Source organism: Streptococcus sp. CL6.22 (assembly GCF_049738055.1).
Classification (GTDB): domain Bacteria; phylum Bacillota; class Bacilli; order Lactobacillales; family Streptococcaceae; genus Streptococcus; species Streptococcus mitis_DJ.
The window spans coordinates 1-16,112 of sequence record NZ_JBKOTV010000012.1 but is presented as its reverse complement, the minus strand read 5'-3'; the positions used below and the strand labels follow the sequence as shown (position 1 = coordinate 16,112).

15 protein-coding genes are annotated in these 16,112 nt (G+C 39.4%); all 15 read left to right on the top strand.

The window, feature by feature from the left end; genetic code table 11:
• The first annotated feature begins 58 nt into the window (after positions 1-58).
• A complete protein-coding gene (locus ACLNCW_RS07215; RefSeq protein WP_424845757.1) occupies positions 59-1,339 on the top strand; it encodes an O-acetylhomoserine aminocarboxypropyltransferase/cysteine synthase family protein in 1,281 nt (426 codons plus the stop codon).
• A 95-nt stretch (positions 1,340-1,434) separates the two neighbouring features.
• Complete coding sequence (locus ACLNCW_RS07210; RefSeq protein ID WP_424845755.1) at positions 1,435-2,709, top strand: DUF2130 domain-containing protein; 1,275 nt, start codon at positions 1,435-1,437, stop codon at positions 2,707-2,709.
• A 6-nt stretch (positions 2,710-2,715) separates the two neighbouring features.
• Positions 2,716-4,386, top strand: a complete 1,671-nt coding sequence (locus ACLNCW_RS07205) for a hypothetical protein (protein ID WP_424845753.1) — start codon at positions 2,716-2,718, stop codon at positions 4,384-4,386.
• Between the two features lie 9 nt (positions 4,387-4,395).
• Complete coding sequence (locus tag ACLNCW_RS07200) at positions 4,396-5,196, top strand: hypothetical protein (RefSeq protein ID WP_261073737.1); 801 nt, start codon at positions 4,396-4,398, stop codon at positions 5,194-5,196.
• Positions 5,197-6,282: an AAA family ATPase gene (locus ACLNCW_RS07195; protein ID WP_004260685.1), complete on the top strand. Its 1,086-nt coding sequence runs from the start codon at positions 5,197-5,199 to the stop codon at positions 6,280-6,282. It begins immediately after the preceding gene.
• Between the two features lie 20 nt (positions 6,283-6,302).
• Complete coding sequence (truB, locus tag ACLNCW_RS07190) at positions 6,303-7,181, top strand: tRNA pseudouridine(55) synthase TruB (protein WP_141230846.1); 879 nt, start codon at positions 6,303-6,305, stop codon at positions 7,179-7,181.
• 111 nt (positions 7,182-7,292) lie between these two features.
• On the top strand, positions 7,293-7,931 hold the full coding sequence (gene udk / locus ACLNCW_RS07185; protein WP_212573878.1) for a uridine kinase: 639 nt from the start codon (positions 7,293-7,295) through the stop codon (positions 7,929-7,931).
• Positions 7,932-8,056: 125 nt separating this feature from the next.
• On the top strand, positions 8,057-9,397 hold the full coding sequence (xseA, locus tag ACLNCW_RS07180) for an exodeoxyribonuclease VII large subunit (RefSeq protein WP_084924495.1): 1,341 nt from the start codon (positions 8,057-8,059) through the stop codon (positions 9,395-9,397).
• Positions 9,375-9,587, top strand: a complete 213-nt coding sequence (locus tag ACLNCW_RS07175; RefSeq protein WP_000043226.1) for an exodeoxyribonuclease VII small subunit — start codon at positions 9,375-9,377, stop codon at positions 9,585-9,587. The genes xseA and ACLNCW_RS07175 overlap by 23 nt, the downstream gene beginning before the upstream one ends.
• Positions 9,584-10,459 carry a polyprenyl synthetase family protein gene (locus ACLNCW_RS07170; protein ID WP_424845749.1) on the top strand — a complete coding sequence of 292 codons (876 nt, stop codon included), beginning with the start codon at positions 9,584-9,586 and terminating at the stop codon, positions 10,457-10,459. Before ACLNCW_RS07175 ends, ACLNCW_RS07170 begins: the two co-directional genes overlap by 4 nt.
• Positions 10,452-11,267, top strand: coding sequence for a TlyA family RNA methyltransferase (locus ACLNCW_RS07165; protein WP_049499392.1), 816 nt, complete (start codon positions 10,452-10,454; stop codon positions 11,265-11,267). Before ACLNCW_RS07170 ends, ACLNCW_RS07165 begins: the two co-directional genes overlap by 8 nt.
• The gene (locus ACLNCW_RS07160; protein ID WP_049499393.1) at positions 11,260-11,691 is read left to right on the top strand and encodes an arginine repressor; all 432 of its coding nucleotides are present in this window, start codon (positions 11,260-11,262) and stop codon (positions 11,689-11,691) included. The genes ACLNCW_RS07165 and ACLNCW_RS07160 overlap by 8 nt, the downstream gene beginning before the upstream one ends.
• 6 nt (positions 11,692-11,697) lie before the next feature.
• Entirely contained in the window at positions 11,698-13,365 is a 1,668-nt protein-coding gene (gene recN / locus ACLNCW_RS07155; RefSeq protein ID WP_078238630.1) for a DNA repair protein RecN, read from the top strand.
• A gap of 1 nt (position 13,366) precedes the next feature.
• Positions 13,367-14,095, top strand: coding sequence for a metallophosphoesterase family protein (locus tag ACLNCW_RS07150; RefSeq protein ID WP_424845746.1), 729 nt, complete (start codon positions 13,367-13,369; stop codon positions 14,093-14,095).
• 78 nt (positions 14,096-14,173) lie between these two features.
• Positions 14,174-15,997: a translation elongation factor 4 gene (gene lepA, locus ACLNCW_RS07145; RefSeq protein ID WP_001047209.1), complete on the top strand. Its 1,824-nt coding sequence runs from the start codon at positions 14,174-14,176 to the stop codon at positions 15,995-15,997.
• Positions 15,998-16,112: the final 115 nt, after the last annotated feature.

The following is a 16,112-nucleotide window of genomic DNA, read 5'->3' as shown; positions in this document are numbered from 1 at the left end:
GTAAACTATAACTTAAGGTGCTACAATATCCTTAATCAAACTATTTGGAGGTCGTTTTATGACTCGTGATTTTAAATTTGAAACTTTGCAACTGCATGCTGGTCAAGTTGTGGATCCAGCTACTAAGTCTCGTGCAGTGCCGATTTATCAAACAACATCTTTTGTTTTTGATGACACGCAGGAAGGTGCAGATCTTTTTGCCTTGAGAAAACCAGGGAACATTTATACTCGTATCACCAACCCTACAACAGCTGCCTTTGAAGAAAGAATTGCTGCCCTTGAAGGTGGTGTTGGAGCTCTTGCAACAGCATCAGGTATGTCCGCAGTGACTTATACGATTTTGGCACTTGCCCACGCTGGTGACCATGTAGTAGCAGCCTCAACTATTTACGGTGGAACCTTCAATCTCTTGAAGGAAACCCTTCCTCGTTATGGTATCACAACAACCTTTGTCGATGTTGATAATTTGGAGGAAGTAGAAGCAGCTATCAATGACAATACCAAGCTTGTCTTGATTGAAACCTTGGGCAACCCCTTGATTAACATTCCTGACTTGGAAAAATTGGCTGAGATTGCGCATAAACACCAGATTCCACTCGTTTCGGATAATACCTTTGCCACGCCTTACTTGATTAATGTCTTTTCTCACGGTGTAGATATTTCTATTCATTCTGCGACTAAGTTTATCGGTGGGCATGGTACGACTATTGGTGGAGTGATTGTCGATAGCGGTCGTTTTGACTGGGCAGCTTCAGGGAAATTCCCTCAATTTGTTGAGGAAGACCAAAGCTATCATAACTTGAGCTATACTCGTGATGTAGGTGCGGCTGCCTTTATTATCGCTGTTCGTGTTCAATTGCTCCGTGATACAGGTGCAGCCTTGTCACCATTTAATGCTTTCCTCTTGCTACAAGGACTTGAAACACTTTCTCTTCGTGTGGAACGTCATGTGCAAAATGCAGAGAAAATTGTTGATTTCCTTGTCAACCATCCTAAGGTAGAAAAAGTTAACTATCCAAAACTTGCTGATAGTCCTTATCATGCCTTGGCTGAGAAATACTTGCCAAAAGGTGTGGGTTCAATCTTTACATTCCATGTCAAAGGTGGGGAGGCAGAAGCCCGCAAGGTGATTGATAATTTGGAAATCTTCTCTGACCTAGCAAACGTAGCAGATGCCAAGTCTCTTGTTGTTCATCCAGCTACAACTACTCACGGTCAATTGTCAGAAAAAGACCTGGAAGCAGCAGGTGTCACGCCAAACCAAATTCGTTTGTCAATCGGACTTGAAAATGTAGAGGATTTGATTGAAGACTTGCGCTTGGCCTTGGAAAAAATTTAAAGTAAAAGAAGATAAACAGTGGGTTTCGACTCACTGTTTTTGATTTTCCCTTAGGCATGATATAATGGTTAAAGAAGTCTAGAAAGAGGAATGTTATGAACGAAATCAAATGCCCTAACTGTGGGGAAGTCTTTACAGTAAATGAAAGTCAGTATGCTGAACTCTTGTCCCAAGTGAGAACGACAGAGTTTGATAAGGAATTGCACGATCGGATGAAGCAGGAACTGGCCTTGGCTGAGCAAAAGGCCATGAATGAGCAACAGACTAAACTGGCTCAAAAAGACCAAGAAATTGCGCAATTACAGAGTCAAATCCAAAACTTTGATACAGAAAAAGAATTGGCTAAGAAAGAAGTTGAACAGACAAGTCATCAGGCTTTATTGGCTAAGGACAAGGAAGTACAGGCCTTGGAAAACCAATTGGCGACCTTGCGTTTGGAGCATGAAAATCAACTGCAAAAGACCCTTTCTGACCTAGAAAAAGAACGGGATCAGGTTAAAAACCAGCTTCTTTTACAAGAAAAAGAAAACGAGCTTTCTCTTGCTTCAGTTAAGCAAAACTACGAAGCTCAACTCAAGGCAGCCAGTGAACAGGTCGAGTTCTATAAGAATTTCAAAGCCCAACAATCTACAAAAGCCATCGGGGAAAGTCTGGAACAGTATGCAGAGAGTGAGTTTAACAAGGTCCGCAGTTTTGCCTTTCCAAATGCTTACTTTGAAAAGGATAACAAGGTTTCTGCGCGTGGGTCTAAGGGGGACTTTATCTTCCGTGAGTGTGATGAAAATGGAGTCGAAATCATTTCTATCATGTTTGAGATGAAAAATGAAGCAGATGGAACAGAGAAGAAGCATAAGAATGCAGATTTTTACAAGGAATTGGACAAGGACCGTCGGGAGAAGAACTGTGAATATGCGGTTTTGGTAACCATGCTTGAGGCCGATAATGATTACTTTAACACAGGGATTGTAGACGTCAGCCACGAGTACGAAAAGATGTATGTGGTTCGTCCTCAATTCTTTATTCAGTTGATTGGGCTTTTGCGAAATGCGGCGCTTAATTCCCTAAAATACAAGCAGGAGTTGGCCTTAGTTCGCGAGCAAAATATCGACATTACGCATTTTGAGGAAGACTTGGATGCCTTTAAGCTAGCTTTTGCTAAAAACTATAATTCAGCTTCGACCAACTTTGGCAAAGCTATTGATGAAATCGACAAGGCCATCAAACGCATGGAAGAGGTTAAGAAATTCCTGACCACATCTGAAAACCAACTTCGCTTAGCTAACAATAAGCTGGAAGATGTTTCCGTCAAAAAATTGACTCGGAAGAATCCAACAATGAAAGCAAAATTTGAAGCGCTGAAGGGGGAGTAGAAAACAGTGGAAAATGAATTATTAGTATTGAATGCAGAAGAAGTATATGAGTCTGAAAATTTAAACTACGATGAGTTAGAAGAACTACTGGAACAACAATTTACAACTGAGTTTTCTAATCTTGAAAAATTGGAATTGGAATGTAAAGAAATTAATTCCCCGGATAAATTAGGGGATGCTATTTTAGATGAAATATGGAATCAATTTGCGAATCAAATTGGTTTAGATATGACAAGTGATACTCTTCTTAAGCAGTATAATGATAAGCATCCTAATGGTTATACAAAAGAAGAGGGAACTAAGATACTGAATGATAAAAGATATACTGATGCAAATAAAGCTATGAAAGAAAAGCAAAAATCCAATAATTTAAAGGATGAATATACTGGTAAAACTTTAAAAATAAATGAGAAGGCTAATTTGGATCATGTTGTTCCTCGTAAAAAAATATTTGATAATAATTGGAGAAAAATCGCTGATATTGAAACTGCTGATTTAGCAAATAAAAAGGAAAATTTTGCAGCAACTAATGAATCGCTGAATAAAAGTAAAGGAGCAACATCCAATAGTGACTATATAAAGAATAGAGAAGCGAGAGAAAAAAAACTTAGGAATCAAGTTCAAAGAGCCAATGAGAAAATTGATAAGAAAAATATCTCAGATTCAGAAAAGAAAAATTTAAAAGCGGAAAATGAAAAAAGGTTAAATGATAAATTAGCGGCTGATTCAGAGAAAATGCTAAAAACTGAGAAAAGAGCAAATAACTCTATTAATAAACATATTGCAAAAAAAGCACCTGTAAAAATGGTTAATAAAGCTGGTAAAGATGCTATAAAAGCTATGTTGGTTGCTGCTTTATTTGGAATGTTGAAAGAAATTATGAATGCTTTAGTGAGATATTTTAAATCAAAAAAACAATCTTTTGATACATTTCTTAAGGAAATGAAAAAATCTCTTCATTCATTTTTTGGTAAAATCAAAGATTTTATTAATGTTGGTGTAGACAGTTTTGTTGGAAGCATCGTAGGAGAAATTATTGGTGCTTTCGCTGAAAAACTAAGAAAGTTACCAAATTTGGTAAAACAATTATTTGGTTCAATTAGAGAAAGTATCTCTTATCTATCAAACCCTGAGAATGAATCTCATTCTACTGCAATTAAAATTGCCCATGTTTCAAAAATTATTACATCCGCATTAGTAGGTGTAGGCGCAATGTTTTTAGGAGAATATTTTGAACAGTTCTTAAATAAGATACCAGGTATGACTTTTGAAATAAAACTTCTAGGAACAATTGCTAATATTTTAGGGATGTTCTTAGCTAGTTTACTAACCGGAATTTTGGGAGCAATAATTATTAATGGAATTGATCAATTTATTTCCAGAAAGTTAATTGAGGAAAATCAAAAGAAACAAGCTAACAAGAAAAATGAATTATTAAGAATTCAGGATGTTCAAATTTTTGTTGCCGAGCAAAATGTTGCTGTTAAGCGAAATGATATCTTCAGTAAGATGGCTAAGAACCATCAAAAACTAAGAGAACTACTTGGCAATGTTGATGAAGAGTTTTCTAATTCGAAGATTGATTTCAAACAGCGATTATTAGCTAATGAAATTTACTTTGATGAGAAGCAAAGTGAACTTGAAGAAATGCAAAATGCATTAAACGATTTATTATAGGAGAATGTTATGTCAGAAGAATTAGAGATTCAAGTTTTAGCAAATTCTGAAAGATTTAATGAAAAAAAACAAGAGCTAAAAGCCTTTAGTGAAGAGATCCCTGAACAGTCAGATTTACCAACAGTTCCAACAGATGATCCTATGTTAGGCTTTATTGGAATGGAATATGATGTTAAGGGTAAAGATTTAAACGCTCTTACTGATGCTGTTCAAAATAGAATGATTGAACAAAATATTCACATAAAAAAGATTATTCAAGAATTTAATACTATTTACGAAACTTTCCAAATATTGGATGATGAGTATATTCAAAGTATTTCAAAATCTTTGATTGCAGCAAAAGAGGCAAATAATAAAGCTATACAGGGATTACATGAAATAGAAGAATATCAAACTGGTAATAAAAAATTATTAGATGATGTTTTTAAACAGAATAAAGATTTAATTGATGTATTGAAGAAACATCATAAAAAATTAGAAGAGTTAGAACAACTTGAAGATAAGCAAAGTGAAATTCATATTGAAATTGATAGTTTAAAAGCGAAGCTAAAATCATTAGTGAAAATAGAAAATAGTTTTAACGATTTGCATTTACAAGTTGAAGAAACACAAAATAATCTTAAAAACGATGTAAACAAGATGAATGTTCGATTAATAGAGGAAGGTAAAAATCTTACTTTAATTGTCGAGAAATTTCAAACTGAACTAGAGGAAAAACAAAAAGAGATTAGTTTCCTTAGAAAAGGATTCTATACTATTGGAGTCGCTGTTGTTATAATAGTATTATTTCTATTGTTTAAAGGAATGTAGATGATTAGTGAAACTTATTTAAAATTGTTAAAATCGGAAGTGAAAAAACTGGATGATTTAACAAATAATACTTATGAATTAGAAATAATTCTTCAAGATATAGTTGATAATATTAAAAATGCTGAGTTAGAATTTATAAAACGATTAGGAAACTTGACAAGTAAAGAGACATTCTTAAAAATCAAAGATAAGCAAACTAGTCTATTGGAATTATTGTATAAATATCTTGGCTCTAGAGTTATTGATACAAATTATTTAATTTTGAAAGAAACAAATCATAAATCATTTGAAGAACTAGCAAATGATTTAAAGTCATTAATAGGTTTAGAAAATGTTAAGAAAGAAATTAAAGATTTAGTAGCGTTTAATAAAGTTCAACAAAGTAGAGAAAAAATCGGTCTTAAAAAAACAAACAGAACTATGCATATGGCGTTTTTAGGTAATCCAGGTACAGGTAAAACTACTGTGGCTAGAATCGTTGGGAATATGTATCGTTCATTAGGAATACTAAGTAAAGGTCATTTTATTGAAGCAACTAGAACAGACTTAATAGCAGAATATCAAGGACAGACGGCTTCGAAAGTGAAGAGATTGATACAAAAAGCCAAAGGTGGTGTATTGTTTATTGATGAAGCATATAGTATTACTGAAAACGATAAAAGTGATAGTTATGGTCGAGAGTGTTTAACTGAGTTAACAAAAGCATTAGAAGACTATCGTGATGATTTGGTGGTTATTGTTGCTGGATATGATGAATTGATGAAAAAATTTTTTGAATCTAATCCTGGGTTAAAATCAAGATTTAATTATTTTATTACGTTTGAAGATTATACTGTGGACCAAATGTTTGATATTTTTCTTTCATATTGCAAAAATGAAGAGTACATTTTGCATGATTCTGCAAAAGAAAAATTAAAAAAATATTTAGAATTACATAGTAGCAATCCTGAAAATAAAAATGCAAATGGGCGATTTATAAGAAATGTTTTTGACAGGATAATTATGAACCAAGCAAGAAGATTAGCTACACAATCTTTTGTTACAAAAGATAATTACATTACAATTCTTGAAGAAGATATTTCATGAATGAAATTAGAAAGCGACGCATGAACGGTATTATCAACTTAAAAAAAGAAGCGGGGATGACCTCGCATGATGCGGTTTTTAAACTGCGTAAGATTTTGGGAACCAAGAAGATTGGTCATGGTGGGACCTTAGATCCGGATGTAGTGGGTGTTTTGCCCATTGCGGTTGGCAAGGCGACACGTATGGTCGAGTTTATGCAGGATGAGGGTAAAGTCTATGAGGGAGAAATCACTCTTGGTTATTCCACGACGACTGAGGATGCCAGTGGGGAAGTGGTCGCAGAGACACCTGTTTTATCGCCCTTGGATGAAAAGCTTGTTGATGAAGTAATTACGAGCTTGACTGGGCCTATTACCCAGATTCCGCCTATGTATTCTGCTGTTAAGGTCAATGGTCGCAAGCTCTATGAGTATGCGCGTGCTGGACAGGAAGTAGAGCGCCCAGAACGTCAGGTGACTATTTATCAATTTGAACGAACAAGTCCGATTTCTTATGAGGATCACCTCGCACGATTCACTTTTCGTGTAAAATGTAGCAAGGGAACCTATATTCGTACCTTATCGGTTGACTTGGGAGAAAAACTTGGCTATGCGGCCCATATGTCTCATCTGACTCGAACTAGTGCAGCTGGTTTACAGCTAGAAGATGCTCTTACCTTGGAAGAAATTGCTGAAAAAGTAGAGGCTGGTCAACTGGACTTTCTCCATCCTTTAGAGATTGGGACAGGCGACCTTGTCAAAGTTTTCCTAACTCAAGAAGAGGCTACAGAAGTACGCTTTGGTCGTTTTATAGAGCTCGAACAAACAGAACAAGAATTAGCTGCCTTTGAAGATGATAAATTGCTAGCCATTCTAGAAAAACGGGACAATCTCTACAAGCCAAGGAAGGTTTTTAGCTAGTCTAACTGGAGTGTGGGGATGGAATTGTTTCCACTAGACCATCCAAATCAGACTATAAATTTTGCAAAAAATGTGATAGAATAGACCACGGATAAAAAAACGGAGGATAGCATGCAAAATAGACCAATCATTATCGGAGTGACAGGTGGTTCTGGTGGAGGTAAGACCAGTGTTTCAAGAGCCATTTTATCGCATTTTCCTGATGAAAAGATTTCCATGATTGAGCATGATTCATACTACAAGGATCAGTCTCATTTGACCTTTGAAGAGCGTGTAAAAACGAACTACGACCATCCTTTTGCCTTTGATACAGACTTAATGATTGAGCAGATTAAGGAATTGTTGGGAGGGCGTCCGGTGGACATCCCGACTTATGACTATACAGAGCATACACGAAGTAGTAAGACCTATCGTCAAGAGCCTCAAGATGTCTTTATCGTTGAGGGGATTTTGGTCTTGGAGGACAAGCGCCTGCGTGATTTGATGGATATCAAGATTTTTGTGGATACAGATGATGATGTGCGCATTATTCGTCGTATCAAGCGTGATATGGAAGAACGTGGCCGTAGTCTTGATAGCGTTATTGACCAGTATTTAGGTGTGGTTAAACCAATGTACCACCAGTTTATCGAACCAACCAAGCGTTATGCTGATATTGTCATTCCTGAAGGAGTCAGCAATACAGTGGCTATCGACCTGTTGACAACCAAGATTGCAAAGATTTTGGAAGAAGCTCGAAACAGCAAATAATCAGATGTGGAGGTCTTGCCTCCTTTTTATTTTTCACTCATAATGGTACATAAATGGAGATTTTTAGGCATATTTTTGGTATAATAATACCCATGAAAGAGCAAGAAAATGAATAGTAGGTGGAGATGGAAAAGTATTTATCAGTAACAACTTTGACCAAGTATCTGAAAATGAAATTCGATAAAGACCCTTACTTGGAACGGGTCTATTTAACTGGTCAAGTTTCCAACTTTCGTAAACGACCTACTCACCAATATTTCTCCCTAAAAGATGACCATGCAGTTATTCAAGCGACCATCTGGTCTGGGATTTATCAGAAATTAGGCTTCGACCTGGAAGAAGGGATGAAAATCAATGTGATTGGGCGTGTGCAGGTCTATGAACCTAGTGGTAGCTACTCCATCATCATTGAAAAGGCAGAGCCTGATGGGGTCGGGGCGCTTGCGATTCAGTTTGAACAACTCAAGAAAAAATTGGCAGAAGAAGGCCTGTTTCAAGAACGCTTCAAGCAACCTCTGCCCCAATTTTCTAAGAGAATAGGTGTAGTAACCAGTCGCAGTGGAGCCGTTATTCGAGATATTATAACGACCGTCAGCAGGCGATTTTCAGGTGTCGATATCCTCCTCTATCCGACCAAGGTGCAAGGTGATGGTTCTGCGGAGGAAATTGCTCGAAATATTGCGCGTGCTAATCAACGAGACGATTTGGATTTGCTGATTATTGGTCGTGGTGGAGGTTCTATTGAGGATCTCTGGGCCTTTAACGAGGAAATTGTGGTACGAGCGATTTTTGAGTCTCGTTTGCCAGTTATTTCTAGTGTGGGGCATGAGACGGATGTGACCTTGGCAGATTTTGTGGCAGATCGACGAGCTGCAACGCCAACAGCAGCTGCTGAACTAGCAACACCTGTGACCAAGTTGGATCTATTAGCTCATTTGCAAAATCAGGAAAAGCGGATGGCAACAGCAGTCCGAAATGTCCTATCGAAGAAACAAGAATCTTTGAAAAAATGCAGTCAGTCTGTTATCTTTAGACAACCAGAACGTTTGTATGATGGCTATTTGCAACGCTTGGATCAACTGCAATTGCGCTTAAAACAAAGTTTACGTACACGGATTTCTGATAACAAACAGATAGTACAAGCAAGGACGCATCGACTGGTACAATTATCACCCGTTACCAAAATCCAACGCTATCAAGACCGTCTAGGTCAGTTGGACAAGCTTCTCCGTAGCCAAATGGCGCTGGTTTATGATGCCAAGGTTGCTGAAGTGAAGCGACTTTCGGAAGCCTTGCTGATGTTGGATACCAGTCGAATTGTGGCGCGTGGTTATGCTATTGTCAAAAAAGAAGAGTCCGTTGTGGATTCGGTTGAGAGTTTGAAGAAAAAAGATCAAGTAACGCTTTTGATGCGGGATGGTCAAGTAGAATTAGAGGTTAAAGATGTCAAAACAAAAGAAATTTGAGGAAAATCTAGCAGAACTGGAGACCATTGTCCAAAGTTTGGAAAATGGTGAAATTGCTCTGGAAGATGCGATTGCTGCCTTTCAAAAGGGCATGGTTTTGTCAAAAGAGCTCCAAGCGACGCTGGACAAGGCTGAAAAGACCTTGGTCAAGGTTATGCAAGAAGACGGAACAGAAAGTGATTTTGAATGAAAAAGCAAGAAAAATTAGCTCTTGTCGAGTCGGCCTTGGAAGATTTTTATGGAGACCAGCAGTTTGCCTCTAGTTTGCGAGAGTCTGTTCTCTATTCCATTCATGCTGGCGGCAAGCGTATTCGACCTTTTCTCTTGTTAGAAGTTCTGGAAGCCTTGCAGGTCGCTATTAAACCTGCTCATGCGCAGGTGGCTGCGGCCTTGGAAATGATTCATACAGGTAGTTTGATTCACGATGATCTTCCAGCTATGGATGATGATGATTACCGTCGAGGGCGGTTAACCAATCACAAGAAATTTGGAGAAGCAATGGCCATTTTGGCAGGAGATGCTTTGTTCCTAGATCCTTATGCCTTGATAGCGCAGGCAGATTTGCCAAGTCAGATCAAGGTAGACTTGATAGCCAACCTATCTCTTGCATCAGGAAGTCTGGGCATGGTAGCAGGACAGGTTTTGGATATGGAGGGTGAACATCAGCATTTGTCTTTGGAAGAACTCCAGACTATTCATGCTAATAAGACTGGAAAACTATTAGCTTATCCCTTCCAAGCAGCTGCTATTATAGCCGAATTGGCACCTGAAATGCAGGCAAAACTTAAAACTGTAGGTGAATTGATTGGACTTGCTTTTCAAGTTCGAGACGATGTGCTGGATGTGACAGCTAGTTTTGAGGAGATCGGTAAGACACCACAAAAGGATTTGCAGGCAGAAAAATCAACCTATCCTGCTTTGTTGGGCTTGGAAGAGGCTATTGCCTTTTGTAACCAAACTCTGGATCAAGCTAATGCCAAATTAGAAGAAATTGCCCAGCAGGTAGCTTTTGAGATAGAATCGATTGTAAAAGTAGTAGAAAGTTTGAGAATCAATGGCTAAGGAAAGAGTGGATGTACTAGCTTATAAACAGGGCTTGTTTGAAACGCGAGAACAGGCCAAGCGCGGTGTCATGGCTGGTCTAGTCGTAGCAGTTCTGAATGGAGAACGTTTTGATAAACCAGGAGAGAAAATCCCAGATGACACCGAGCTGAAACTCAAGGGTGAAAAACTCAAGTATGTTAGCCGTGGTGGCTTGAAATTGGAGAAGGCCTTGCAGGTCTTTGATTTGTCAGTTGATGGGGTGACCACAATTGATATCGGTGCTTCTACCGGGGGCTTTACAGACGTCATGTTACAGAATGGTGCTGAGTTAGTCTTTGCAGTCGATGTCGGTACCAATCAATTGGCTTGGAAACTACGTCAAGACCCAAGAGTAGTCAGCATGGAGCAGTTCAATTTCCGCTATGCAGAAAAGACTGATTTCGAGCAGGAACCAAGCTTTGCCAGTATTGATGTAAGTTTCATTTCCCTCAGTCTGATTTTGCCGGCCTTGCACCGTGTCTTGGCAGATCAAGGTCAGGTTGTGGCTCTGGTTAAGCCTCAGTTTGAGGCAGGACGTGAGCAGATTGGAAAAAATGGAATTATTCGAGATGCTAAAGTTCATCAGAATGTCCTTGAATCTGTAACAGCTATGGCAGTAGAGGAAGGCTTTTCAGTCCTTGGATTGGATTTTTCTCCTATCCAAGGCGGTCATGGAAATATTGAGTTTTTAGTGTATTTGAAAAAAGAAGAGTCAGCAAGCAATCAGGTTCTTGCTGAGATTGAAGAAGTAGTAGAGAGGGCGCATAGTCAATTTAAAAATGAATAAAAAAGAGAGACTTGAAAAAATTAGACGATTTGTGACAGATTATCAAATCGGTACACAAGAAGAAATTGTAGAACATTTGAAAGAAGCAGGCATCACTGCCACTCAAGCGACGGTATCACGAGATATCAAAGAACTAGGTATTGTCAAAATCCCTTTGAGAGACAACACCTATGTCTATGAATTGCCAAAATCAATCGTAAAAAGTTTGCAACTGGCTGAAGACAATATTGAGTCAGCTGAATTAATGGACAAGATGATTAATCTCCAAGTTATCCCAGGAAATACAGCTTTTGTAAAAGCTCAGTTAATTGAGACTTTTGCTGACAAGATTTTTAGCTGTTTAGCTGACGATAGCTCGATTTTAGTCATTGCCAGAAGTGAAAATCTAGCTGAGGAAATCTTTGAACAAGTAAAAAATTGGTAGGTCTATATGTTACTTGAAATTTCGATAAAAAACTTTGCCATTATTGAGGCTATTTCCCTCAATTTTGAAAAGGGGATGACTGTCTTGACTGGTGAAACGGGTGCAGGGAAGTCGATTATCATTGATGCCATGAATATGATGTTGGGGGCTCGTGCGACGACAGATGTTATTCGTCATGGTGCGCCAAAGGCAGAGATTGAGGGGCTTTTCTCAGTTGAGAATAGCCGCCTTTTACAGGAAATTTTTGATGAGCAAGGTTTGGAAATGGGTGATGAAATTATCATCCGTCGAGAAATCTTGCAAAATGGTCGTAGTATTAGTCGTGTCAATGGCCAGATGGTTAATCTGTCTGTTTTGCGTGCTATTGGGCAACATCTGGTAGATATTCATGGTCAGCATGACCAAGAGGAGTTAATGCGTCCTCAACTTCATATTCAAATGTTGGATGAATTTGGCGATGCAGCTTTTTGGGACCTAAAAGAAACCTATCAGACGAGTTTTGATGCCTACCGTAAAATGCGTAAGCAGGTTTTGGAAGTCAAGAAAAACCAACAAGAACATAAGGCACGTATCGAAATGTTGGAATTTCAAATGGCAGAAATTGAGGCGGCTAATTTGCAAGCAGGGGAAGACTTGGCTCTCAACCGAGAACGAGAGAAACTCCTAAACCATAAAAATATTGCGGATACGCTGACCAATGCCTACAGCATGTTGGACAATGAAGACTTTTCAAGTCTGGCCAATGTTCGTTCGGCCATGAATGACATGGAAAGTGTCGAAGAGTATGACCCTGAATACCGTGAAATTTCAAGCTCTCTGTCTGAGACCTACTATGTCTTAGAAGACATTAGCAAACGTCTGGAAGCTATCATTGAGGACCTTGATTTTGACGGCAATCGTCTTATGCAGGTTGAGAATCGTTTGGACCTCCTTCATACCATTACGCGTAAATATGGTGGGACTGTAGACGATGTCTTGCTTTATTTCGCCAAGATTACGGAAGAATACAATCTCTTGACAGGAAATAACCTTTCATCTGAGGATATGGAAACCGAACTCAAGAAATTGGAAGTTAATCTTGTCGACTTGGCAGGCCAGCTTGCATCTGCTCGTCATGACTTAGCTCAGCAGCTAGAAGCAGAGATTAAACAAGAGCTTCAAGATCTTTATATGGAAAAAGCCCAGTTTCAGGTTCGTTTTAGCAAGGGCAAATTCAGTCGTGAGGGCAATGAAATGGTCGAGTTTTACATTTCAACCAACCCTGGCGAAGACTTTAAACCCTTGGTTAAGGTTGCATCTGGTGGGGAATTATCTCGTCTCATGCTAGCTATTAAGTCTGCCTTTTCTCGTAAAGAAGGCAAGACCAGCATTGTCTTTGATGAGGTGGATACAGGAGTTTCAGGTCGTGTAGCTCAAGCCATCGCACAGAAGATTCACAAGATTGGCCAACATGGTCAGGTTCTAGCTATCTCCCACTTGCCACAAGTGATTGCGATTGCAGATTATCAATTCTTTATTGAGAAGATTAGTAATGAGCATTCAACGGTTTCGACTGTTCGTCTTTTGACGGTTGAAGAGCGAGTGGAGGAAGTTGCCAAGATGTTGGCAGGTGATGATGTGACGGAAGCAGCCCTGACGCAAGCCAGAGAATTGTTGAGAAACAGGGAGAAATAAGATGACAGACTATTATGTAATTGGAGATGTTCACGGAAAAGCTGGGATGCTGGAAGACCTTCTCAAAACATGGGATGGTCAGACCCAGTTGCTCTTTCTAGGGGATTTGATTGACCGTGGTGAAGATAGTCGCCGTGTTCTAGTGATGGTTAAGGACTTAGTGGACAATCAAGGGGCTATCTGTTTATCAGGAAACCACGAGTATATGTTTTTGACATGGCTCGATGATCCAGAAGAAAGCTATGATCACTATCGCCGTAATGGTGGAGATACAACCATTAACTCTATCCTAGGTCGTCCCTTGGATGCACCAGTTGATGGAGTTGAGGATGCCAAGCGTGTTGCTACTGAAGCAGCAGACTTGGTCGAATTTATTCGTCAAATGCCTTTTGTAGTAGAGACAGACAAGTATATTTTTGTTCATGCAGGTATTGATTTGACTTTGGATGACTGGCATGAAACCACAGATTATAAAAAAGTCTGGCTTAGAAAACCATTCCACGAAGCTGAAAATCATACTGGAAAAACCATTGTCTTCGGTCATACACCGATTTATGGTTTGTTAAAGCAAGAACGTGGTACTGCTGAGCTTTGGACTACAGAAGATGGCAAGATTGGAATGGATGGAGGAGCTGTTTATGGTGGTGTCCTTCATGGGATTGTCTTTACTGACCAAGGAATGACAGAACACCACTTTATCAAAAATGACGGCTTTGTTGCTGAAGATTAGTACTCCTAGCAGGGTATGGTCTTGTCAAAATGTCAAAAACAATTTATAATAAATAGATACCCTGAAAGGAAGAGAATCATGAACTTAGAAGAATTGAAAAAACGACAGGAGAAGATCCGTAACTTCTCTATTATCGCTCATATTGACCACGGGAAATCAACTCTAGCAGACCGCATTTTGGAAAAGACAGAGACCGTTTCAAGCCGTGAAATGCAAGCACAGCTTTTGGATAGCATGGATTTAGAGCGAGAACGTGGGATTACCATTAAGTTGAATGCCATCGAGCTGAATTATACTGCTAAAGATGGGGAAACTTATATTTTCCACTTGATTGACACGCCGGGGCACGTAGACTTCACCTATGAAGTTTCACGTTCGCTAGCTGCCTGTGAGGGAGCGATTTTGGTCGTCGATGCTGCCCAAGGGATTGAGGCCCAAACCCTTGCCAACGTTTATCTGGCCTTGGACAATGATTTGGAAATCATGCCAGTCATTAACAAAATTGACCTACCAGCAGCTGATCCAGAGCGCGTGCGTACGGAGATTGAAGATGTCATTGGTTTGGATGCCAGCGAAGCAGTCTTAGCATCAGCTAAAGCTGGTATTGGTATCGAAGAAATCCTCGAGCAAATCGTAGAAAAAGTACCAGCTCCAACGGGTGATGTGACGGCGCCACTTAAGGCTTTGATTTTCGACTCAGTTTATGATGCTTACCGTGGGGTTATTCTCCAAGTGCGTGTCATGGATGGGGTGGTTAAACCTGGCGATAAGATTCAGCTTATGAGCAATGGCAAGACTTTTGATGTTACGGAAGTCGGTATCTTTACACCCAAGGCAGTTGGTCGTGATTTCCTTGCTACTGGTGACGTTGGATATATCGCTGCATCTATCAAGACAGTTCAGGACACTCGTGTGGGTGATACCGTTACCTTGGCAACCAATCCTGCGGCTGAGCCATTACATGGTTACAAACAAATGAATCCTATGGTCTTTGCGGGTCTATATCCTATCGAGTCAAACAAGTACAATGACCTACGTGAAGCGCTTGAAAAATTGCAACTGAATGATGCTAGTCTGCAGTTTGAACCAGAAACATCTCAGGCACTTGGATTTGGTTTCCGTTGTGGTTTCCTTGGACTTCTCCATATGGATGTTATCCAAGAGCGTTTGGAACGTGAGTTCAACATTGACCTCATCATGACAGCTCCATCTGTTATCTATAAGGTTAACTTGACCGACGGTGAGTCTATGGATGTATCTAACCCATCTGAGTTCCCAGATCCTACCAAGATTGCGACCATTGAAGAGCCTTATGTTAAGGCGCAAATCATGGTACCACAGGAGTTCGTAGGAGCTGTAATGGAGCTAGCTCAGCGCAAGCGTGGTGACTTTGTGACTATGGACTATATTGATGATAACCGTGTCAATGTTATCTATCAAATTCCACTGGCTGAAATCGTCTTTGATTTCTTTGATAAGCTTAAGTCTTCAACACGTGGTTATGCAAGCTTTGACTACGAATTGTCAGAGTATCGCCCCTCTAAGCTGGTCAAAATGGACATCCTTCTCAATGGAGACAAGGTGGATGCCCTTAGCTTTATCGTTCACAAGGACTTTGCCTACGAACGCGGAAAACTCATCGTTGATAAGCTTAAGAAAATCATCCCTCGCCAACAATTTGAGGTGCCAATTCAAGCAGCTATTGGACAGAAGATTGTCGCTCGTACTGATATCAAGGCCCTTCGTAAGAACGTACTTGCTAAATGTTATGGTGGTGACGTTTCTCGTAAGCGTAAACTGCTTGAAAAACAAAAAGCTGGTAAGAAACGCATGAAAGCTATCGGATCAGTAGAAGTTCCACAAGAAGCCTTCCTTAGCGTCTTGAGCATGGATGAAGAATAAGTTATCATAATTGTTTTTCTTGTTCACAGGAAACTTACATAAGAATCAATAGTAAAGGCTCTTTGTCAACTGTAGTGGGTTGAAGAAAAGCTAAGATCTAGAAAGGACAAATTTT

Coding starts and splice junctions, on each gene's coding strand:
- ACLNCW_RS07215 (WP_424845757.1), top strand. CDS start 59: ATGACTCGTGATTTTAAATTTGAAACTTTGCAACTGCATGCTGGTCAA.
- ACLNCW_RS07210 (WP_424845755.1), top strand. CDS start 1,435: ATGAACGAAATCAAATGCCCTAACTGTGGGGAAGTCTTTACAGTAAAT.
- ACLNCW_RS07200 (WP_261073737.1), top strand. CDS start 4,396: ATGTCAGAAGAATTAGAGATTCAAGTTTTAGCAAATTCTGAAAGATTT.
- ACLNCW_RS07195 (WP_004260685.1), top strand. CDS start 5,197: ATGATTAGTGAAACTTATTTAAAATTGTTAAAATCGGAAGTGAAAAAA.
- truB (WP_141230846.1), top strand. CDS start 6,303: ATGAACGGTATTATCAACTTAAAAAAAGAAGCGGGGATGACCTCGCAT.
- udk (WP_212573878.1), top strand. CDS start 7,293: ATGCAAAATAGACCAATCATTATCGGAGTGACAGGTGGTTCTGGTGGA.
- xseA (WP_084924495.1), top strand. CDS start 8,057: ATGGAAAAGTATTTATCAGTAACAACTTTGACCAAGTATCTGAAAATG.
- ACLNCW_RS07175 (WP_000043226.1), top strand. CDS start 9,375: ATGTCAAAACAAAAGAAATTTGAGGAAAATCTAGCAGAACTGGAGACC.
- ACLNCW_RS07170 (WP_424845749.1), top strand. CDS start 9,584: ATGAAAAAGCAAGAAAAATTAGCTCTTGTCGAGTCGGCCTTGGAAGAT.
- ACLNCW_RS07165 (WP_049499392.1), top strand. CDS start 10,452: ATGGCTAAGGAAAGAGTGGATGTACTAGCTTATAAACAGGGCTTGTTT.
- ACLNCW_RS07160 (WP_049499393.1), top strand. CDS start 11,260: ATGAATAAAAAAGAGAGACTTGAAAAAATTAGACGATTTGTGACAGAT.
- recN (WP_078238630.1), top strand. CDS start 11,698: ATGTTACTTGAAATTTCGATAAAAAACTTTGCCATTATTGAGGCTATT.
- ACLNCW_RS07150 (WP_424845746.1), top strand. CDS start 13,367: ATGACAGACTATTATGTAATTGGAGATGTTCACGGAAAAGCTGGGATG.
- lepA (WP_001047209.1), top strand. CDS start 14,174: ATGAACTTAGAAGAATTGAAAAAACGACAGGAGAAGATCCGTAACTTC.